Genomic DNA, 19,565 nt, shown 5'->3' with positions numbered 1-19,565 from the left:
AAATAGGACTACTTGCTTTTCATTATCCTACTCATCTTTATTTCTCATTAGCCCTTGTCGGGTCTATCAGCATACGGAAGTTCTCTCCAATCGTCTCGAAAGTCCGTACAATAATTAGTAAGCAAAGCCCTGGGAAAAAGGCAAGCCACCACATACCCGAAGACAAATACTTCATAGATTCTGATAGAATTATCCCAATAGCTGGCTCATGGGGCGATAGCCCTAACCCTAAAAATGTAACTGCTGCTTCATGTAAGATCACATGGGGAAACATCAACATGAAACCAATTAAGAGTTGTGGAATCAAATGAGGAAAAATATGATGTACAGCAATCCACCAACTGGATTTTCCCATCTGTTGAGAAATCTGAACATATTCTGCTGAGCGGATTTGCATAACCTCTGCTCTAATGACTCGTGCAAGGCTTGGCCAATGAGTTAGCATAAGCCCTATAACAATGCCTTTAAATCCTCCGCCCAATGTAAAAGCAATCAAAATTAACGTTACAAGATGTGGAACACTTAGAAAGAGATCGATGAGCCATGTAATTAGACGATCGGCCATTTTCCCCATTGTTGCAGACACCATACCCAAGACAAGAGCAATTGACGTACTGCCAATTGCTCCAATCAACCCTACCCCCATACTTAAGGAAAGCCCCATAATCGTCCGGGTAAACATATCCCTACCCAGCCAATCTGTACCAAAAAGATGCTTAAGAGAGGGGGGCAAATTTCGTTCATTAAGATTCGTAGCAATTCTTTCTTGATCAAGCATTGCGCCACCTACTACAACACTTAGTAAGATAATTGTCGCAACTACGATTGTAAGAAGCGTCTTCTGTCTTCGATTCAGATAAAACCGTTTCACCTTTTCTTCCTTCGTTCCTATTTTGAGGCCTGGAATCATATTGTTCGACTCTCCCTCGTTCTCGGATCTACAACGTAGTAGATCATATCAGCAATTAGATTTCCTGCAAAAACAAAAATCGTACTAAATAGTACTAACCCTAATAAAAGAGGGACGTCTCCCCTTAAGCCTGCCTCTACTGTCGCTTGTCCAAGACCTGGATATGAAAATACTTGCTCAGCAAGCACCGCTCCACCAAACAGTTCACTAAAAGCGGCAAATTGTAAAGTGATTGCAGGCAAGGCAACATTACGCAAGCCGTGTCTCCAAAATAAGAGAAAGCCACGCTCACCTCTCGCCCTCGCAAACAACACGTAATCACTCGCCAGGACATCTATCAGCTTCTGTCGCGTATGTAAGGCTACATTCGCAACTCCAAGAATGCTAAGTGTCATGGCTGGGAGGATAAGATGCTGTAATCGATCTGCTAATGTGACGTCTTCAGCAAGGACCCCTGTTGGAACACCTAATCCAATTGGGAACCACCCGAGCCACACCGCAAAAACAATCAGCATAAGAAGGCCCATCCAAAAAGTCGGAGTTGAGGCCAATGTATAACAATACCACTTTATAATCCGATCAATCCAAGTATCCTTTTTCATGGCTGACACAACGCCCATGACAAAACCGATAACTCCCGACAATATCCAGGCGGTCAGCATCAGGACAAGCGAGTTCCAAAAGCGCTCTCCGATGATTTCAGACACCGGGCGGCGGAAAATCATTGAAGTTCCCAAGTCACCTGAAAGTAAAGCAGAAAGCCAACTAAAAAACTGCACCATTACAGGTTGATCAAGCCCCCAATACTCAGCAATCTTCTCTCGCTGTTCAGGACTTACCTTTATCATATCAGCACCAACATAAGCTTGAATCGGATCAATTGGGGAGTTCTTTATTAATAAAAAGGATATTAAGCAAATCGCAAATAATAAAGTAAGCATTCTTAAACCCTTCATCAACAGAAACTTACTTATCTTTACACCAATATTTTTGCGCACATTATTTACTCCATTTCCAGTCGGCAATGTTGTCTGTTGCCGGCCAACCATGTCCATGTACATGGATTCGTTGATCTCCGATATCAAGACCATCTTTCACCAAATACAAATGGTCGATGTTAACCAACCATGCCCAAGCGGCATCCCCTTTTCCACTTAAACCGGTCGTACCGTCCCATTGTGCTTTTTTCCAAAACTCGATTGCCTCAGCTTCACTTTTCGCATGAAGGGCCTTCTTGAAGTATTCATCTACTTTGTCATTTTTATAGTAGCCTGTATTATAATACTCGATCCCAGCATTATCGCTGCCATAGATGTTGTATAATTCATGCGGGTCGTGACTTCCCCAACCCATAAGTACAGCCTCGGAATACATTTTCTTACCAATAATATCCCAGCTTCCACCCTCTACTTTAATATTAATACCGAGTGGTTTCATCATATCTGCAACTGCAATGGCAAGAGACTGTCTGATTGTGTCATTTGCTAAATAGTAAAGACTAAATTCAGCTTTCAAAGAGCCATTATCAAGTACTCCATCTCCATCAGAATCTTTCCAACCCGCTTCTTCCAATACCTTACGCGCTCCGTCCAAATCACCATCTTCAATGACTGTATCTGGATTCCACCAAGGAAGCCCATCAACAGAAGTATAGGCAGGTGTTCCGTATCCTTCCAACACACCGTCAATTAACGCTTTCCGATCAACTGCCATATCAATTGCATGACGGATGGCTGGATCCGATGTTACGTCATTCCCGATTGGTAAACCATCTTCAGTGAAATCACCTGACTTCACGTAAGGAAATACGATTCCACGATTGTCCACAGTTTTAACTGTTTCAAGTTTCATGCCAGGTACTTCCTTATTACTAAACGCGGCTGGTATATAGGCAAGATCGACTGTTCCCGCTTGGGCAGCTGCATATGCAGCATCCTCATTTAAAAATACAAAAGTCAATTTGTTAAAATATGGTTTTTCTCCATAGTATTCTGGATTCTTTTTCACAATGATCTGTTGTCCCTTGTCCCACTGTACAAGTTGATAGGGGCCTGAACCAATCGGGTTCTCAGCATAGTCTTCACTGTATGCATGTTGTGGGACGATTCCCGTTGCCACTAGATTGTTTATAAATGTGGATTGCACTTCTTTTAATGTGAATTTCACGGTCGTATCATTAACTGCTTCGACTTTATCCAATACGTTCAAATCAACAACCGACCCACTATTGGCTGCTGTTTCAAATGTGAATACCACATCCCTAGCCGTTAGTGGTTTCCCATCAGAAAAATTGACATCATCGCGCAAATGAACAGTCCAAACTTTACCCTCTTCATCTACTTCATAACTTGTTGCAAGATCATTTACAATGTTTAGTTTGTCATCTCTTTTCAACAATGTACTTTGAAATAGCGGTGAACCATAACGTCCCCAACCGGTTGTCGGATCAAATCCTGTTGCCGGCTCAGAATCAAATGCAAGCACAAGCTCGTCCTTCGGCTTCCCCTCATTCTTCTTATTTTTATCATCCGATTTAGATGAAGAGCAGCCTGCTAACATAAGCGAAATAGATACAGTGGCTATTACGATGAGACTCAAGAATTTCTTTGTCATTTAGTACACTCCTTCTACACGTATTATTTATCTACAATCCTTCATAAAATTGCACATCTGCATTAGGGTTTTATAATTTCAGATCCTATCGAAACCGTAAAATATGATTGTGAACAATTAAATCTGCTCCACAGGAGCCACTGTGAAATTCCCATATGATACACCTTTCAAACTCGTCAGTTTATGACTTAGTTCCTGAATTTCTTTTGCTTTTCCTTTTACAACAATTAGTTCAAGGCAACTATCATGATTCAAATGGAAGTGTGTTGTCGCAAGGATTACATCGTGCACACTATGTTGAATCCTTGTCATCTCTTCAAGTAGATTGCGTTGATGATGGTCATAAAATAATAGTATACTTCCTGCAATTATCTGTTCTCCATCTTCCCATGCTTGCTGAATAATTGCCTCTCGAACAAGATCCCGAACCGCTTCCGAGCGATTTTCATATCCTTTTTTTTTAACTAAATCATCAAACCTCCTAAGTAAGCCCCCTTCCATTGAGATTCCAAATCTCTTTAACGTTGAGTCCTGCATACTGCAACCACCTCTTTTTATTACTATTTTTAACGCAGTAACACATTTATATAGAATCGTAACACGATGATACATAACTGACCATTACTTGGAAGTTTATGTTCTTCTAAATAACCCAATTTAAACCTTTTGTAGAAATCGAATTAAATTTACTTTCTAGGGAATCATTAACGATGTATAGCACGCAAAACGCAACTTTTCATTTACAACAACCAAACAAATAGTTATCCATCATTGTGCTACTTTTCTTTTGTTACGTAACACCTACATGCCTACTAATGTACTCGCTATACACTTTATGTATGTCTCGATGATTGATAATTAATTGCGAATAATTGGGCATGCAATAAATAGAAATCCAACTGCACCCATCTCACAATCTATAAAGTATAGAGTGTTCTGTTGAATAGAGACATAAATCGCAGTAAATCGCCCGACAACTCTTTTCGAATTGTCGGGCATTTTTCTAATACTTCCGTAAAAAACTTGGTTTCGTCTGATACCATTTGTCGCTGATTACATGATGGCAGGCAGAGATGATCCGCTCAATAACTTGTGTATAATTTGCCATTATTCGGATAGTAAAGCCAGGAACAGCAAGCTTGGATAATCCAAATGCAAAATCTCCAGCCTCTTTCTGAATCGTTTCATGCAGGCGATCCAATAAATCATCGTTCGTCTTTTCTCCAACGACAATAAACGAACCTAAATGTGTGTACCCTTCCATAAAACCTAACCCATTCATATGCTGAGATGCCGGATGAAGTTTAATATGATCAAAGACAACTAGCTCGTCTTCCATATATATTTCTGTTTTCAGACGAAGCATATCGTAACTGAACTTTTCCCCTTCTGGCGACCAGCCAGGAGTCAATATATCGGAATACAGCAATGTCGCTCCTTTTTCCATATGTACAATATTTTTTTGATAGTATTTGGCATCTTTATATGCTATCAATGCATCCGGCAAATACTCCAGATAACTACCTTTTTTCATATGAAAGACCGACTCTTGATATACTTGTCTGGTTGGCGTTTTGTATACTTTTGTTGCCGACTGGGTCGTCAATGTCAGTTGCGCCTGTTCATCGAGCGTTATTTCCATGCGGTACCGGTCTCCGTCTAGATAGCCTCCGCCTGGATTCAATAAGTAGTAGCATGGATAACTATAATTATTCAAATAGACAGGGCGCATCACTTTAAACGCACCCTGAAAGTAGACACTTTTCGCCACGGAACGTCCTTGACGATTTTCCATGGCAAGGTCAAGAACGCCTGTCCATTCAGACATCTTGCCCTAGTCCCTTTAATAACGCATGTTTTTTTATCCAATCTACCACTTCAGCCAGTCCTTCATCATCTTTTAAATTGGTGAAGAAGAATGGTTTGTTTCCGCGGAACACTTTTGTATCAGACTCCATTACTTCAAGACTCGCTCCAACATATGGCGCCAAATCTGTTTTATTAATTATAAACAAGTCAGATTTTATCATTCCCTGGCCGCCTTTGCGTGGGATTTTTTCCCCCTGCGCCACGTCGATTATATAGATGGAGAAATCCACAAGCTCTGGGCTGAATGTAGCTGCTAAGTTGTCGCCGCCGCTTTCTACAAAAATCAGTTCAACATCCGGATGATTTTCCTTCAACTCATTAATCGCCGCAAAGTTCATTGACGCATCTTCTCGAATAGCCGTATGCGGACAACCACCTGTTTCTACACCGACGATGCGATCTTCCGGAAGGATGCCGTTTGCAACTAAAAACTTAGCATCTTCTTTCGTATAAATGTCATTCGTGATGACTGCCATACTCACTTCCCCGTTTAAAGCACGGGTGATTTTTTCAACTAACATCGTTTTACCGGCACCAACGGGTCCGCCAACACCTATTTTAATTGGTTCCATTCTAAGCACATCCTTATTCTCAATTAATTTCACGTTTTTCACGAGCTGAAAATACGTATCCCAACTCGCTCGTGCTGCATTTGTGAAAGTTCGAGCCCTGGTGATACGACTCCAAACTCTTCTTCATCTAACTTCATAATTTTATCTGTTGCCTGCTGAAGCTGTTGTTGAAATGCATAAATAATTTTCTGTCCTGCAGTTTGTCCGAGCGGGATTGCCCGCACAGCATTTTGTACGAGACTAACGACTGTCGAATACAAATAATATAAAATCGTCGTTTCCTTCTCTACTTGCAGATGATGCCCTACCATCGTAAAAACAATAGCGGGATGGCCAAAAGCTTGTTTATCACGTATTTTTCGCATGTAGGTGGACAACATCGGTATTTCATAAATTGATTGTGCAATATCCAACATACGGTCACCCATGCGCTGTGTACCATCGCGTGATTCCCGTGCTAAGTTCTGCACAGTCAAAATGCGATCCAATTCCCAAATATCTTCAAGTTCTTCCGCTTCAAGTGCATCATAAGCCAGCCTTACTGCCAAGCCGTCTGCATAAGCGAGCTGTTCATGCACATAAACGTTCAGCCATTCGAAAAATGATTTCGCATCTGTGACAATGTCTTTTTGAATATACGTTTCCAAGCCGAAAGAATGGCTAAAAGAGCCGGTTGGAAAATTGGAGTCGCACAGCTGAAACAAAGACAATGCGTGATTAGTCATGACTATGCCCGATATGACGGAATGCTTTTGCTACTTTTCGTTCTTCTCGCTTGAATGGAATGTCCATTTCTTGCAACAATTCCTCAACCAAATAATCATACTGAACAAGCATATCCTTATCCTCAAACTGAGCTGGCAAATGACGATTTCCAAGCTGATGAGCAATCGTTCCCATTTCAAGCATCGTACGTGGACTGATGACAATTAAATCATCGGAAAGTACGTCGATCAAAATTATATTTTTATCATCCATAAAGAGAATGTCGCCAGCTTCCAAATCACGCGGGTCTTTCAATCGGATGCCGATTTCACGTCCGTGATCTGTTTCTACACGTTGAATTCTTTTCATTAAATGCGCGCTCTCTAGATACACTTTCTCTTTATGTCGTTTTTCAAATTCGTTCGAGTCTAAATCTCTTACGTTCATTACGACTTCTTCTACAATCATTTTCTTCACCTCAAAATAAGAAATAGCGCTGCCCCATCGGCACAACGTCAATCGGATCGCATGTAATAGGTTTTCCATCGATTCTCACTTCGTACGTTTGCGGATCCACGTCAATATGAGGAGTAGCAGTATTCAATTTCATATCTTTTTTCGTAAGATCGCGCATATTGCGTACAGGAAGTACCACTTTTTCGAGTCCAAGCTTTTCTTTAATACCGTTATCGTATGCAACTTGGGAAACAAATGTAATAGAACTTTGCGACAATGCCTTTCCTAGCGTTGCATACATTGGTCGGTAAATCATTGGCTGTGGTGTCGGAATCGTCGCATTGGCATCTCCCATTAAGCTAAAGACCGCCATTCCATTTTTCAAAATCATTTCCGGTTTGACGCCAAAGAATTTCGGATCCCATAGTACAAGGTCGGCCATTTTTCCAACTTCAATTGAGCCAATATACTCGGAAATCCCGTGAGTAATTGCAGGGTTGATCGTATATTTGGCTATATAGCGTTTTACCCGATTATTATCCGAGTACTGACTATCCCCTTCCATAATTCCAAGCTGTTTTTTCATTTTATGGGCTACTTGCCATGTCCGAAGTGCAACTTCACCCACACGCCCCATCGCTTGCGAATCGGAGCTCGTCATGCTGAAGACACCCATATCTTGTAAGACATCTTCCGCCGCAATTGTCTCGTTGCGAATGCGTGAATCAGCAAATGCAATATCTTCTGGAACAGAAGGATTTAAGTTATGAGCAACCATCACCATGTCCAGATGCTCGTCAATCGTGTTGATTGTGTATGGCAATGTTGGATTTGTGGACGCCGGCAATACATTCATCATACCGGCGGATTTGATCAAGTCTGGCGCATGTCCGCCGCCTGCACCTTCTGTATGGTACATATGGATGACACGGCCGTTGATCGCCTTCATCGTATCTTCAAAAAATCCAGCTTCATTTAACGTATCTGCGTGAAGCGCAATTTGCACATCATATTCATCAGCAATCCGTAATGAATGATCAAGTACGGATGGTGTCGCACCCCAATCTTCATGGACTTTCAAACCGATCGCACCAGCGAGTATTTGCTCCGCTAAAGGTCCGCCGGCTGCTGCATGCCCTTTCCCTGTTAAACCGATATTGATTGGTTGCCCCTCTAAAGCCTTGAGCATCGAGTGAAGATGCCAGGCGCCCGGTGTAGCAGTCGTTGCTCTAGATCCATCGCCCGGTCCTGCCCCACCGCCAATCAATGTCGTCGTTCCAGCAGTGAGCGCAACATCAACTTGTCCTGGATTTATAAAATGCACGTGCGTATCAATCGCGCCTGCAGTAATAATTTTACCTTCCCCGGAAATAATTTCCGTGGATGCTCCGATAATAATGTCAACTTTGTCCTGCACGAGCGGGTTACCAGCTTTTCCAATACCAGAAATTTTACCGTCACGAATCGCTAAATCCGCTTTATAAATTCCCGTATAATCAAGGACAACGACATTTGTGATGACCGTATCGGGTACTCGTTCGTCTTCTTCGCGCGTAATGAACGGATGCTGTCCCATTCCATCACGAATGACTTTCCCGCCGCCAAATACAACTTCTTCGCCGTATTTTGTATGATCTTTTTCGATTTGAATGAACAAATCTGTATCTGCCAGGCGGATGGAGTCTCCTGTTGTCGGTCCGTACATTTGTGCATATTGCTCTCTATCCATTTTAAAACTCATTTAACATTCCCGCCTTCCAATGGTCCGTCCACTTCATTATGAAATCCGTAAACTTCTCTTTTTCCAGCATAGTCAATTAATTGCACTTCTTTTTCATCGCCTGGTTCAAAGCGGACAGCAGCGCCGGCTGGAATATTTAATCGTTTGCCGTATGTCTCTTCCCGTCTAAACCTCAGCGCACCATTTACCTCATAAAAATGATAATGAGAACCGACTTGTATTGGCCTGTCCCCTTCATTCACAACGTGAACACGTGTACTTTCTGCCCCTTCATTACAATTAATTGGTTCATCTTTTAAAATATACTCACCTGGGATCATCGCTTCGTCTCCTCTCCATTTCATTAGCAAGTTATCGGATGGGGTTATGCACAGTAACTAGTTTTGTACCATCCGGAAACGTTGCTTCCACTTGAATGTCGTCAATCATCTCGGGAATACCATCCATCACGTCTTCACGAGTTAATATCGTCGCTCCGTAAGCCATAAGATCTGCGACAGTTTTGCCATCTCTAGCGCCTTCCATCACCTCGTATGTAATAAGCGCCATTGCTTCTGGATGATTCAATTTAAGACCTCGTTCTTTACGTCTTCTGGCGACATCGGCAGCCACAACAATCATTAACTTGTCGATTTCACGCGGTAGTAATTGCATCGTTCAACCTCCTGAAATATATGATAGTTTGTAATAGAACTCTTCTCCCTAAATACACTTTAGCAAAAAGCATGAAATATTCCGAATAGTCCGTAAGGCGTTAATAGGCCATACTACTTCTATCGATAAACTTGAACTGTTCCCTTTAAAAGCTCAATTCAGTCAATCTAAAGCAATTAAGTACAGAAAAATTCATTATAACGACAGTATCCCCTTAAGCAAGTTAGCGTAAACGTTGCCACGCTTTAACTTTTAGCTTTAAAAAGACTAATGAGCAGCCATGGAACAGCCGGCCTAGCCGTGAATACAAGTTCGAACTATAAATGTGTTGTAACAAAGTGTTTTATTTAATGGTTTGATCGCAAGTTGATTCGGTTTTGATTCATACATCCGGGAAGGATCGGTGAATCTCTTAGGTATTCGAAACAACTGGAATGGGGGGGATTGTGTCCATTTTCCTCGTCTTAAAAACATGGGAAAGCGGCTTGGAGTTACTGCTACTAATTTATTGTACAGCTTTGCGGCGAAGAATCAAGTGTTCCTGCTTATGAGGGAACCAGTCCGATCGACTACTTGCAGAAGTGGTAAGTAAGGCCGACAAAACAGAATGATCATTCATTTGAATATATACATTAAAAACCCCTCCCAATCATCTCGGGAAGGGCTGCAGAAAATCACTATTAATTTTTTGAGAATATCAAATTCACTTTAAACCTAAAGGAATGTCATACCTTGAAAACATTTTTTCTGACCTGCCCTCTATTGCTCGGAAGGGTTCTATGATGAATCGCTGGCTCATTACTAGCTATAAAATGAAGACCATTCATCCTATCGACCGTTCAATTTCATGGCCATTTTATTTTATACTAGAAGTTTTGTGACCCATCAAAATTTTACTCGTTGAAGCCTTAACGCGTTCAAAACGACAGACACTGAACTAAATGCCATAGCTGCTCCGGCTACCCAAGGGGCTAACAATCCGAGTGCAGCAACCGGAATACCGATTGTATTATAGAAAAAAGCAAAGAATAGATTCTGTTTAATGTTGCGCATTGTTTTCCGGCTCATAATGATAGCGTCTGCAACGCTATTTAAGTCGCCGCGCATGAGGGTGATATCAGCTGCTTCGATTGCAATATCTGTTCCAGTACCAATCGCCATTCCGATATCCGCAAGCGCAAGTGCAGGAGCATCATTGATACCGTCTCCGACCATTGCCACTTTCTTTCCTTGCATCTGTAATTTCTTAATCTCATCGCTTTTCTGCTCTGGAAGGACTTCTGCGATGATATGGCTCAACCCGACTTGTCGTCCGATTGCTTCTGCAGTATGTTGGTTGTCACCCGTTAGCATAATGACATCCAACCCAAGTTCAAGCATTCTTTCAATTGCCTGTTTAGATGTTTTTTTCACAGTATCCGCAACTGCCACGACACCCGCAAGTTTCCCATCAATCGCGATGAGCATCGCTGTCTTTCCTTCTTTCTCCATGTTCTCCATTGTGGATTCCACATCTTGAAGAGCCACATCCCGGCTGTGCATTAACTTTCGTGTCCCGGCAAGCACTTGCTTTCCGGAGACTTTCGCTTCAATTCCATACCCTGGGAGCGTATTGAACCCTTCTGGTTCGATCAATTCGATTCCTTTTTCTTTGATTCCCATTACGATCGCTTGCGCCAATGGGTGTTCGGATTGATTCTCAGCTGATGCAACCAATTGAAGGACTTCCTCTTCTGCAAAGTCTTTCAACACGATGACATCTGTCAACGCTGGCTCGCCTTTCGTCACTGTACCTGTTTTATCCAATACAACTGTGTCGATGAAACGTGTGTTTTCAAGATGTTCTCCGCCTTTGAAAAGCATACCCATTTCAGCTGCTCTACCCGATCCAGCCATAATGGAGGTTGGTGTGGCCAACCCTAACGCACATGGACATGCAATGACCAATATGGAAATGGTCGGAATTAGTGAAGATCTGAAATCGCCAGGCGTTACGACAAAATACCAAATGAAGAATGTCAAAATCGCAATTCCAACGACTATAGGAACGAAGATGCCTGATATTTTATCCGCCAACCGTTGAATTTCCGCCTTTGAGCCTTGTGCTTCTTCAACGACTTTGACGATTTGAGATAATGCACTGTCTTTCCCAACTTTCGTCGCTTTGACCTGTAATGACCCGTTTTTATTGATCGTTGCACCAATGACCGAGTTTCCTGGCACTTTATCGACAGGGATACTTTCACCGGTGATCATTGATTCATCAATTGCCGATTGTCCAGAAATGATTTCTCCGTCGACAGGAATCTTTTCCCCCGGTTTGACGAGGATGATATCGCCAGCTACTACTTCTTCAATCGGCAGTTCTTTTTCAACGCCGTCTTTTAAGACACGTGCTGTTTTTGCTTGCAATCCTAGTAGTTTTTGAATGGCTTGGCTCGTTTTTCCTTTTGCCCTCACTTCGAATAACTTACCTAGGACGATTAGCGTAATAATGACGGCAGATGCTTCAAAATATAGTTCTGGTTCTCCGACACTGCCCCCATTCATCCATTCAAAAGACAAATATAAACTGTAGAAATAAGCTGCACTAGTACCTAATGCCACTAAAACATCCATATTGGCGCTTCTATTTCTTAAGGAAGTAAATGCCCCTTTATAGAATTGAGCACCGACGATAAATTGGACAGGCGTTGCCAAGATCAATTGCACCCAAGGATTCATTAAAAAAGTAGGCAAGTATAGAAAAGATAAAAACTCAAAGTGCGCTACCATTGTCCATAACAGCGGGAGTGTCAGGATTGCCGAAAATATGAATTTCCGGTATTGCTTTTTTATCTCCTGCTCCTTATGATCCAACTTTTCCTTGCCGTTAGATTTTGGAATCAATTCATAGCCCATTTTTTTCACAATTGCCATCATCTCGTTCGGACTTGTTTGACCACCATCATAATCTACAGTCAGTGTTTCAATCGCGAAATTGACAGTCGCCTTAGAAACACCATCCATTTTATTAATCCGTTTTTCTATTTTCGTCGCACAAGCAGCACATGTCATGCCCGAAATATCGAATTCAACTTTGTCTTGAATGATACCATAACCTAATTTTTCGATCCTTGACGTAAAATCATCAATATTTGTTTTTTCCGGATCGTAAACGATTGTCGAACTTTCCAAAGCAAAGTTTACATTCGCCTTTTCGACACCTTCTATTTTGGATAACCCTTTTTCAATCCGGTTTGCGCAAGCTGCACATGTCATCCCATTGATCTTTAAGGTTTTTTCCGTTGTTGCCATTTGTATCCCTCCGATACTTCGTGGGGGTATATAGTTTTGAAAAAAGAAGGATTATACGGTTGTCGTATAATCACTTCTACAGCCGCTTGTACCCCCACATGGTCTAAGCGGAAGACGTTTTATGCCTATTGTTTAAGCAACTTCATAGCCTTGGTCTTCAATCGTCTCTTTGATTTGATTTAAATTCACTTCGTTATCATACTCAACTGTCACTTCTTTATTCGCAAGGTCCACTTTTACTGATGAAACACCGTTCAGTTCACCTACACTTGACTCAATTGAATTCACGCAATGTCCACAAGACATACCTTCTACTTTTAATACTTCTTTCATAATGAAAAACCTCCTGTTTTGTTGTTAATATCAGTACTCCATACTCTGTTCCAGTCTACAATGCTAAATGATTACTTAGTCATCGTTTTCATGACACTCATAAGCTCCTGAATAGCCGCTTCACCATCTTGCCCTTTAATGGCATTGACAACACAATGATGCGTATGGTCTTCCAGTAAAGCTAAGGATACTTTGTTCATTGCCGATTGAATCGCGCTTATCTGATGGAGAATATCCACACAATAACGGTCATTTTCAATCATTTGATGAACACCTCTTACCTGCCCTTCAATACGCTTTAAACGATTTAATAACTGCTGTTTATTCGGCTGTACAGTCTTCTTTGTTGTTTCTGACATACCATCACTCCTCAGAGTTTACTATATACCCCTTACCCCTATATTAACACGCATTTCATGAGAGAGCAATGATATTGTTTTGTTCAATTACATCAATCACTATACTGCTAACAGTTTTTTAATCTCTTCTTCATTCCGTTCGAAACCGATCAGCACTTTCGGTTTGCTTCCAAATCCTATAAAAGACTTTTTCTTGAAAACGAAAGCCGGTACTACCCTCGAGCCACTTAACTTAATAAGTTCTTTCTCCCTTTCCGGTTCTATCGATAAATCATAGTCGATATATGGAATATTGTTTTTCAAAAGAAACGCTTTCGCTTCTTGGCAGTCCGAACATGTCGGTCTTGTATAAAGTTTTAATGTCTTCCCCTCCATAGATCGTTACCTCCTATTATGAGAATCCCTGTCAAGATCATTCATCTTATCTCTATGACATACGCATATACATAAACTTCGCCGTCAAATTGAAACTCTGCCCAAAGTTTGTATTTCCCTGCCTCTGTTAAAACTGTTTTGAATTGAGTTTTGTCATCAGATACTGGATGCACATGGATAAAATGTTCTGCATTTTCATCTAAAATGACAACATGGCCTAATGCGCCTAAATACGGTTCAGGTGTTGCTCCTCTTAAGTCGAATAACAATGAAATATCCTGCCCGGCTTCAATATTATTAGCTTTTAATTCCACTGATTATCCATCTACCATTTTGACAAAGTCTGTGTCAACCTTGAGTTCATTGCCATGGTTTGGATGATACGCGTGCCCGACATGGAGCGTGATTGGCGAAACTGTATAAGATAAGTTTTTTGGAGCGATATCAACAAATACCTTGTAGTCGTTGTCCCTCAATTCTCTTTGCAACATATATACACCGTCTGCTTGCTTCTCGGGGTGCCCATGAATATATTCTTTCAAATCTGCGCTCACAACGATCAAATGCATTTCCTTTTCATGGGAAACACCTAATTCAGGTGCCTTTCCATGTTTGTCTTTCAATTCAATTGTAATGATAGCGTCTCTGTAAGTGACATTTGCTGTCACTTCACTTTCTCCTTGAGCTTTGTATTGGTAGTGGTGATGTTCTGCATGTTGGTCCATCTCGTAGTCCTCCTTGTAAGTTAGTTTCCTGCATCACTCCTTAATATACATACAGTATAGGGGTATACAGTTTATAAAAATATATTACACGATATTCCTTTTTTCAATCACACAAAACTTGGGTGTCAGTTATGAAAAGGAATAGTAGTGTATAGCCACACATTAGTATACCGGTGTAGGGTATGTAAAGTGTTTTGTTTCATTCCCAAAAAAATAGTGACCAGCGCATTACTTCTGGTCACTGATCACATTAATGATGTTGGTGATGGTGGTCTGCTGATACTTCTGGTTTTACCTTACATAAAATTGAATCATCATGCTGATGGGCAGACGTTTCCCACTGAATCGTTACATGATGAATATTTTGGTGTAAAAGATCGTGCTCGATACTACGCAGAAGTTGCTCACTTTCCGCAATGGACATCTGATCATCTACAACTGCGTGACAGGAAAGTGCATTCAGTCCGCTTGTAATGGACCAAACATGCAAATCGTGAGCACTTTGGACGCCTTCCGCACTTTGAATTGTACGGATGACATTATCTATATCTACATTTTGAGGGACGCCTTCCATTAATACATGTAATCCAGACTTTGATACATAGTATCCGCTACGCAAAACGAGTATAGCGACAATGACACTAGCTAACGGATCTGCCCAGCCCCAGCCGAAAAACATCATAAGCAAAGCCGCAGCGATCGCCCCAATAGAGCCTAGCATGTCACTAATAACATGAAGGTAAGCGCCTTTCATGTTCAAATTTCCTTCAACATCGCTGCCGCGCATCATAATCCATGCAACTAAGATATTTATCGCCAAACCGATGCTGCTAACGATTAACATACCTGTCGTCGCAACATCAGGCGGGTTTGCAAAGCGTTTCACCGCTTCAATAAAAATGAACAATGCGATGACAATCAAAGTTGCCCCATTTAATACAGCGGCCAAAATTTCAAATCGCTTATAGCCATACGTTTTGCTTTTATTTGCGACCTTTTCTCCTAACTTAAATGCAATCAGTGCAATCGCTAGTGAAATTGAGTCGCTCAACATATGACCAGCATCTGCCAACAAGGCAAGACTATTCGTCAAAAATCCGCCGATCACTTCCACTATCATATATAAAGTAATGATTAGGAAGGAAATCAATAATACTTTCTTATTTGCACCATGCGTATGGTCGTGTCCATGTTCATGCCCCATTCGATTACCCCCTTCGTGTAATTAATTATGCGTTGCGTGCTCTATCGCCTGTTTCAATAAATTCATAACATGATAATCATCTTCCGAATAGTAAAGTGTTGTTCCTTCCCTCCTGAACTTCACCAGACGTAAATTTTTCAAAAAACGCAATTGATGAGAGACGGATGACTGGCTTAAATTCAGTGTTTCCGCAATATCATTCACTGAATGCTCTTCCTTGCATAATAAATTTAAAATCCGGATTCTTGTTGGATCACTCAATGCCTTAAATGTTTGGGACACGACGAAAAGTGTTTCCTCATCCAAAAGCTGTGTGTCTTCTCTCAAAAACTGTTCTCTATTTTCTTCTTTGTTCAATTTAAATTCCCCCTAACTTTCAATAATTAATTGCTTATATGAGCATATATTCATATATTATGTATAATTTAGTATAGTGTCAATGGAAATACATATTACCCCCTATTTTTATATACCCCAAAAAATAATTTTTTACACTTCAATAAGTTTTAAAGCAGGGTTTAATTGAATAATAATTATTGAATTTTTATACCCAACCGCTGTATTGTATTAATTCATTGTTGGTTATTTAAAAGAAAGATGTGTACAAGCAACATGCATATAGAAGAAAGTGAAATTAGCAGTTGACGGCGGGATATTGCTTGGAGCTAACAATAGGGGAAGGTACCAGGTCTACAAACAATTAGGGGGAACCTGATACCTTTTAGTGTTCATATTTCTACCAGCAGTAAAATCATTAATTTTCAAATGCTTCGGGATAAAATGATTTCGCAAGCATTTCAATTGTAGTGGGGATTCGCACGCCCTCGAAAGTATAATCAAGTGGCATGACCGCAACTCGATCATTTTTGATCGCGTCAATACCCGCTAAGGCAGGGTTGCTAAACAGAACATCTTTCTTTTGCTCGGCCGTCATTTCTCCATAATCCATGATGACGATCACTTTTGGATTCCGTTCAACAACGTCTTCCCAATTAACGGTTGTCCAGTTTTTCGGAATATCACCAAATATATTTTCTCCTCCTGCCAGTCGTATCATTTCGGTCAAAATTGTTTGAGTTGCTGTAAAAGGTATGTCTGTTCCACTGTCATAGATAAAAACACTAACTGGTTCTTCGACTGTTCCAATCTGCTCATCAATCTGTTTACCTACATCTCGAATAGAATGTTGAAGAGACTCGATCAATTCGTCTGCTCTGTCCTCTACCTTAAAAATAAGACCGATATTACGGATATCCTGATAAACATCGTCAAGCGTCGGACCTATGATGTTGGACGACTCGTGAGTATATGTCTTAATACCAAGTTCGTTCAGTTTTTTCACTGAGCCTAGACGCTCTTCTTGGAATAGTGTATCCCAGCCAGCATAGACGAAGTCAGGATCCACTTCCAATAGCACTTCCTTAGAGGGTTGCATCCCACGCGAAACAACAGGAATCCTTGAAAATGCTTCCTCGAATTCGGGTAATACATGATCTGGATTTGCACCAACCGTTCCTGCAATATGTTCTTCCAGTCCCAGTGTCAACATGAGTTCCAGTGTGTGTAAGTCTTGCGTAACCACACGACGAGGCATCTCTTCGTATTGGATCGGCCCATTTTTCGTTTTAACGGAAACGGGTTCATAAACCCCTTCGTTCTTCGATTTGTCTCCATCCGCTTTCGAAGCGGAGGTCTCCATCGTACTGTCGGATTCACCACAAGCTGTCAAGATTGCCATTACCATGATTAAAAACAGCAGCATGTATTTTTTACTCATTGGACGAACTCCTATTCATATTGGTTTTTGTATTACGGCATCCCATGCTTATACCTTGATTGCCTAGTTTTAAGAATCAATAAAACCTCTACTCTCTAACTAAAAAAGCCCAGATATAAAAATCGATTATATCTAGACTTTCCAGTTCTGCTACATCATCTTTAAAAGCTCATTCAAAGCGTTCTGGATAAAAACCTTTCGCCAATGTCTCTAGTCCACTTGGAATTCGAACCGACTGTTCTACATCGGCGTGCTCGATAGTGACATACCGCTTATTTTTGACTGCTGTAACGTCCTGAAGCGATGGATTATTAGAGATCGCATCCATTAACTGCTCAGGTGTCGTTCCGCAACAATAAGCTAACACAATCACCTCGGGATCACGCTCAATTACCTCTTCCCAACTAACTTCTGGCATCCATCCTGTTGACTCACTGAAAATATTTTCTCCGCCTGCTAAACCGACGACATGGGATCGTATCATATCTCCTCCAGTAGTGATAGCAGACCCGCTATCGCCGCCGCCCATATAGAAAACTCTCACAGGCTCTTCGTCACTTATTTTTTCTTGTATCCCCATTACAGTCTCTTTTATTGACTGGATTAATTCATCTCCACGACTTTCAACGCCAAAAATACGGGATACTTCACTAATCTCCTTGTATACCATATTTTCCAAAGTTGCCGGTTTTCCAGCCGCCTCAGGTATATAGGACTTCACCCCACGTTTTTCAAGTTCAGCAGTCGTACCGATTACACTGTCAACAAAAAAGTCGTCTGATCCCATGACAAAATCAGGTTCCTTACTTAGTAACACTTCTTTTGAAGGATACATTTCAGATAAAAGCGGAACTTTCTTCACTTTCTCTTCCAATCCGGGTGCTGCTTTATCCCGTGGAAACGAGTAGCCTACAAGATACTCATCTAATCCGAGTGCCAGCATTAATTCAGCATTATCTTGCATCAACCCAACCGTTCGTTTTGGCGGTTCCGTAAACGTTACCTCCCGACCGAAATTATCTAGCGTTACAGGCTCGTAAGTTTCAGCGCTGTCTGCCTCATTTGTCTGATCATCAGAAGAACCATATTCTATTTTATTGTCCGATTGACCGCATGCAGATAGGATGGCTATCACCATCAGTACACTTAACAATTTCGAATACTTTTTCATCATATGTACACCTCTTCATGTCTTTTAATAGCAGGAGCCGCGTCAGAAAGAAAGGTAATATGTGTCTTTCCGGTTATCGGATGCTGGATGATATGAGTATTTACCCGGAATATTTCTTGTAGTATTGTCTCCGTTAAAACTTCTTCTGGCTGACCTGCAACAGCCAGCTGTCCTTGATTCAACACATATATATGATCGCAATAGACCGAAGCGATATTTAGATCATGAAGAGCCGCTATGACCGTGATATTTAATTTCTTAACCAAGTCCATTAGCTGAAGTTGATGATGAATGTCCAAATGGTTCGTAGGTTCATCCAGTACCAAATATTTCGCTTGCTGGGCGAGAGCTCTCGCTACCATAACTCTTTGTTTTTCCCCGCCGGATAGCGTAGAAATCAGACGATCTCCATAGCTTTCCAGTCCTACTTTTTCAAGCGCCTCTTCTGCAATACGCATGTCTTCAACTGTGTCCGTTTCCATCATCTTCTTATGCGGAGCTCGTCCCATCAGCACGATTTCCATTACTGAAAACTCAAATGTATGCTGCGATTCCTGACTGACTACCGCCATTTTTTGAGCCGTTTTTTTTGCTGATATTTCGTACAGATTTTCACTATCCAATGTAATTTTTCCGCAATCCGGCTTGTTGATCCGGTAAATGCTTTTTAACAGCGTGGATTTTCCGCTTCCGTTCGGACCAATCAGTCCAACAAACTGCCCAGGCTTCACCCGCAAATGAATGTCGGAGATAATCTTCTTTTCCTGTATGCTGGCTGATATGCCTTCAACTGTTATACCCATC

22 protein-coding genes are annotated in these 19,565 nt (G+C 41.3%); all 22 read right to left on the bottom strand.

Features of this window, described 5'->3' with window-relative positions:
- Positions 1-37: 37 nt before the first annotated feature.
- The 22 genes from H7J92_RS03430 to H7J92_RS03325 all read right to left on the bottom strand — a co-directional run bounded on the left by H7J92_RS03430 (position 38) and on the right by H7J92_RS03325 (position 19,564).
- Complete coding sequence (locus tag H7J92_RS03430) at positions 38-910, bottom strand: ABC transporter permease (RefSeq protein ID WP_221835349.1); 873 nt, start codon at positions 908-910, stop codon at positions 38-40.
- Positions 907-1,866, bottom strand: coding sequence for an ABC transporter permease (locus H7J92_RS03425; protein ID WP_221835372.1), 960 nt, complete (start codon positions 1,864-1,866; stop codon positions 907-909). The genes H7J92_RS03430 and H7J92_RS03425 overlap by 4 nt, the downstream gene beginning before the upstream one ends.
- 43 nt (positions 1,867-1,909) lie before the next feature.
- Positions 1,910-3,523: an ABC transporter substrate-binding protein gene (locus tag H7J92_RS03420; protein WP_221835348.1), complete on the bottom strand. Its 1,614-nt coding sequence runs from the start codon at positions 3,521-3,523 to the stop codon at positions 1,910-1,912.
- Between the two features lie 117 nt (positions 3,524-3,640).
- Positions 3,641-4,060 (bottom strand): nickel-responsive transcriptional regulator NikR, encoded by a 420-nt coding sequence (nikR, locus tag H7J92_RS03415; protein ID WP_078818313.1) that lies wholly within the window; start codon positions 4,058-4,060, stop codon positions 3,641-3,643.
- Between the two features lie 466 nt (positions 4,061-4,526).
- On the bottom strand, positions 4,527-5,351 hold the full coding sequence (locus H7J92_RS03410) for an urease accessory protein UreD (RefSeq protein ID WP_221835347.1): 825 nt from the start codon (positions 5,349-5,351) through the stop codon (positions 4,527-4,529).
- Positions 5,344-5,964, bottom strand: coding sequence for an urease accessory protein UreG (ureG, locus tag H7J92_RS03405; protein ID WP_221835345.1), 621 nt, complete (start codon positions 5,962-5,964; stop codon positions 5,344-5,346). Before ureG ends, H7J92_RS03410 begins: the two co-directional genes overlap by 8 nt.
- 38 nt (positions 5,965-6,002) lie before the next feature.
- On the bottom strand, positions 6,003-6,689 hold the full coding sequence (locus tag H7J92_RS03400; RefSeq protein ID WP_221835343.1) for an urease accessory protein UreF: 687 nt from the start codon (positions 6,687-6,689) through the stop codon (positions 6,003-6,005).
- Positions 6,682-7,137: an urease accessory protein UreE gene (gene ureE / locus H7J92_RS03395; protein WP_078818317.1), complete on the bottom strand. Its 456-nt coding sequence runs from the start codon at positions 7,135-7,137 to the stop codon at positions 6,682-6,684. Before ureE ends, H7J92_RS03400 begins: the two co-directional genes overlap by 8 nt.
- A 10-nt stretch (positions 7,138-7,147) precedes the next feature.
- A complete protein-coding gene (ureC, locus tag H7J92_RS03390) occupies positions 7,148-8,866 on the bottom strand; it encodes an urease subunit alpha (RefSeq protein WP_078818318.1) in 1,719 nt (572 codons plus the stop codon).
- A complete protein-coding gene (locus H7J92_RS03385; protein WP_078818319.1) occupies positions 8,863-9,186 on the bottom strand; it encodes an urease subunit beta in 324 nt (107 codons plus the stop codon). The genes ureC and H7J92_RS03385 overlap by 4 nt, the downstream gene beginning before the upstream one ends.
- Before the next feature lie 31 nt (positions 9,187-9,217).
- Entirely contained in the window at positions 9,218-9,520 is a 303-nt protein-coding gene (locus tag H7J92_RS03380; RefSeq protein WP_009498990.1) for an urease subunit gamma, read from the bottom strand.
- Between the two features lie 885 nt (positions 9,521-10,405).
- Positions 10,406-12,817, bottom strand: a complete 2,412-nt coding sequence (locus tag H7J92_RS03375; RefSeq protein WP_009498991.1) for a heavy metal translocating P-type ATPase — start codon at positions 12,815-12,817, stop codon at positions 10,406-10,408.
- Between the two features lie 132 nt (positions 12,818-12,949).
- Positions 12,950-13,150: a copper chaperone CopZ gene (gene copZ / locus H7J92_RS03370; protein ID WP_221835342.1), complete on the bottom strand. Its 201-nt coding sequence runs from the start codon at positions 13,148-13,150 to the stop codon at positions 12,950-12,952.
- A gap of 71 nt (positions 13,151-13,221) precedes the next feature.
- Positions 13,222-13,509: a metal-sensitive transcriptional regulator gene (locus H7J92_RS03365; protein ID WP_041072599.1), complete on the bottom strand. Its 288-nt coding sequence runs from the start codon at positions 13,507-13,509 to the stop codon at positions 13,222-13,224.
- A gap of 99 nt (positions 13,510-13,608) precedes the next feature.
- Positions 13,609-13,884: a glutaredoxin family protein gene (locus tag H7J92_RS03360; protein WP_009498995.1), complete on the bottom strand. Its 276-nt coding sequence runs from the start codon at positions 13,882-13,884 to the stop codon at positions 13,609-13,611.
- 41 nt (positions 13,885-13,925) lie between these two features.
- Positions 13,926-14,198 carry a hypothetical protein gene (locus H7J92_RS03355; RefSeq protein ID WP_221835341.1) on the bottom strand — a complete coding sequence of 91 codons (273 nt, stop codon included), beginning with the start codon at positions 14,196-14,198 and terminating at the stop codon, positions 13,926-13,928.
- A 3-nt stretch (positions 14,199-14,201) separates the two neighbouring features.
- Positions 14,202-14,609 carry a hypothetical protein gene (locus tag H7J92_RS03350; RefSeq protein WP_221835339.1) on the bottom strand — a complete coding sequence of 136 codons (408 nt, stop codon included), beginning with the start codon at positions 14,607-14,609 and terminating at the stop codon, positions 14,202-14,204.
- 250 nt (positions 14,610-14,859) lie between these two features.
- The gene (locus H7J92_RS03345) at positions 14,860-15,813 is read right to left on the bottom strand and encodes a cation diffusion facilitator family transporter (protein ID WP_078818326.1); all 954 of its coding nucleotides are present in this window, start codon (positions 15,811-15,813) and stop codon (positions 14,860-14,862) included.
- A 21-nt stretch (positions 15,814-15,834) separates the two neighbouring features.
- Complete coding sequence (locus H7J92_RS03340; protein WP_281422254.1) at positions 15,835-16,170, bottom strand: ArsR/SmtB family transcription factor; 336 nt, start codon at positions 16,168-16,170, stop codon at positions 15,835-15,837.
- Between the two features lie 397 nt (positions 16,171-16,567).
- The gene (locus tag H7J92_RS03335; protein ID WP_221835337.1) at positions 16,568-17,590 is read right to left on the bottom strand and encodes an ABC transporter substrate-binding protein; all 1,023 of its coding nucleotides are present in this window, start codon (positions 17,588-17,590) and stop codon (positions 16,568-16,570) included.
- A 169-nt stretch (positions 17,591-17,759) separates the two neighbouring features.
- Complete coding sequence (locus H7J92_RS03330; protein ID WP_078818329.1) at positions 17,760-18,764, bottom strand: ABC transporter substrate-binding protein; 1,005 nt, start codon at positions 18,762-18,764, stop codon at positions 17,760-17,762.
- Complete coding sequence (locus tag H7J92_RS03325) at positions 18,761-19,564, bottom strand: ABC transporter ATP-binding protein (protein WP_078818330.1); 804 nt, start codon at positions 19,562-19,564, stop codon at positions 18,761-18,763. Before H7J92_RS03325 ends, H7J92_RS03330 begins: the two co-directional genes overlap by 4 nt.
- Between the last annotated feature and the right edge of the window lies 1 nt (position 19,565).

Source organism: Sporosarcina aquimarina, assembly GCF_019748715.1.
In the GTDB taxonomy this organism is placed as follows: domain Bacteria; phylum Bacillota; class Bacilli; order Bacillales_A; family Planococcaceae; genus Sporosarcina; species Sporosarcina newyorkensis.
This window is presented reverse-complemented; position numbering and strand designations above follow the sequence as displayed.

Excerpts from the sequence above, each read along its gene's own strand:
- H7J92_RS03430 (WP_221835349.1), bottom strand. The coding sequence starts at position 910 with ATGATTCCAGGCCTCAAAATAGGAACGAAGGAAGAAAAGGTGAAACGG.
- H7J92_RS03425 (WP_221835372.1), bottom strand. The coding sequence starts at position 1,866 with ATGAAGGGTTTAAGAATGCTTACTTTATTATTTGCGATTTGCTTAATA.
- H7J92_RS03420 (WP_221835348.1), bottom strand. The coding sequence starts at position 3,523 with ATGACAAAGAAATTCTTGAGTCTCATCGTAATAGCCACTGTATCTATT.
- nikR (WP_078818313.1), bottom strand. The coding sequence starts at position 4,060 with ATGCAGGACTCAACGTTAAAGAGATTTGGAATCTCAATGGAAGGGGGC.
- H7J92_RS03410 (WP_221835347.1), bottom strand. The coding sequence starts at position 5,351 with ATGTCTGAATGGACAGGCGTTCTTGACCTTGCCATGGAAAATCGTCAA.
- ureG (WP_221835345.1), bottom strand. The coding sequence starts at position 5,964 with ATGGAACCAATTAAAATAGGTGTTGGCGGACCCGTTGGTGCCGGTAAA.
- H7J92_RS03400 (WP_221835343.1), bottom strand. The coding sequence starts at position 6,689 with ATGACTAATCACGCATTGTCTTTGTTTCAGCTGTGCGACTCCAATTTT.
- ureE (WP_078818317.1), bottom strand. The coding sequence starts at position 7,137 with ATGATTGTAGAAGAAGTCGTAATGAACGTAAGAGATTTAGACTCGAAC.
- ureC (WP_078818318.1), bottom strand. The coding sequence starts at position 8,866 with ATGAGTTTTAAAATGGATAGAGAGCAATATGCACAAATGTACGGACCG.
- H7J92_RS03385 (WP_078818319.1), bottom strand. The coding sequence starts at position 9,186 with ATGATCCCAGGTGAGTATATTTTAAAAGATGAACCAATTAATTGTAAT.
- H7J92_RS03380 (WP_009498990.1), bottom strand. The coding sequence starts at position 9,520 with ATGCAATTACTACCGCGTGAAATCGACAAGTTAATGATTGTTGTGGCT.
- H7J92_RS03375 (WP_009498991.1), bottom strand. The coding sequence starts at position 12,817 with ATGGCAACAACGGAAAAAACCTTAAAGATCAATGGGATGACATGTGCA.
- copZ (WP_221835342.1), bottom strand. The coding sequence starts at position 13,150 with ATGAAAGAAGTATTAAAAGTAGAAGGTATGTCTTGTGGACATTGCGTG.
- H7J92_RS03365 (WP_041072599.1), bottom strand. The coding sequence starts at position 13,509 with ATGTCAGAAACAACAAAGAAGACTGTACAGCCGAATAAACAGCAGTTA.
- H7J92_RS03360 (WP_009498995.1), bottom strand. The coding sequence starts at position 13,884 with ATGGAGGGGAAGACATTAAAACTTTATACAAGACCGACATGTTCGGAC.
- H7J92_RS03350 (WP_221835339.1), bottom strand. The coding sequence starts at position 14,609 with ATGGACCAACATGCAGAACATCACCACTACCAATACAAAGCTCAAGGA.
- H7J92_RS03345 (WP_078818326.1), bottom strand. The coding sequence starts at position 15,813 with ATGGGGCATGAACATGGACACGACCATACGCATGGTGCAAATAAGAAA.
- H7J92_RS03335 (WP_221835337.1), bottom strand. The coding sequence starts at position 17,590 with ATGAGTAAAAAATACATGCTGCTGTTTTTAATCATGGTAATGGCAATC.
- H7J92_RS03330 (WP_078818329.1), bottom strand. The coding sequence starts at position 18,764 with ATGATGAAAAAGTATTCGAAATTGTTAAGTGTACTGATGGTGATAGCC.
- H7J92_RS03325 (WP_078818330.1), bottom strand. The coding sequence starts at position 19,564 with ATGGGTATAACAGTTGAAGGCATATCAGCCAGCATACAGGAAAAGAAG.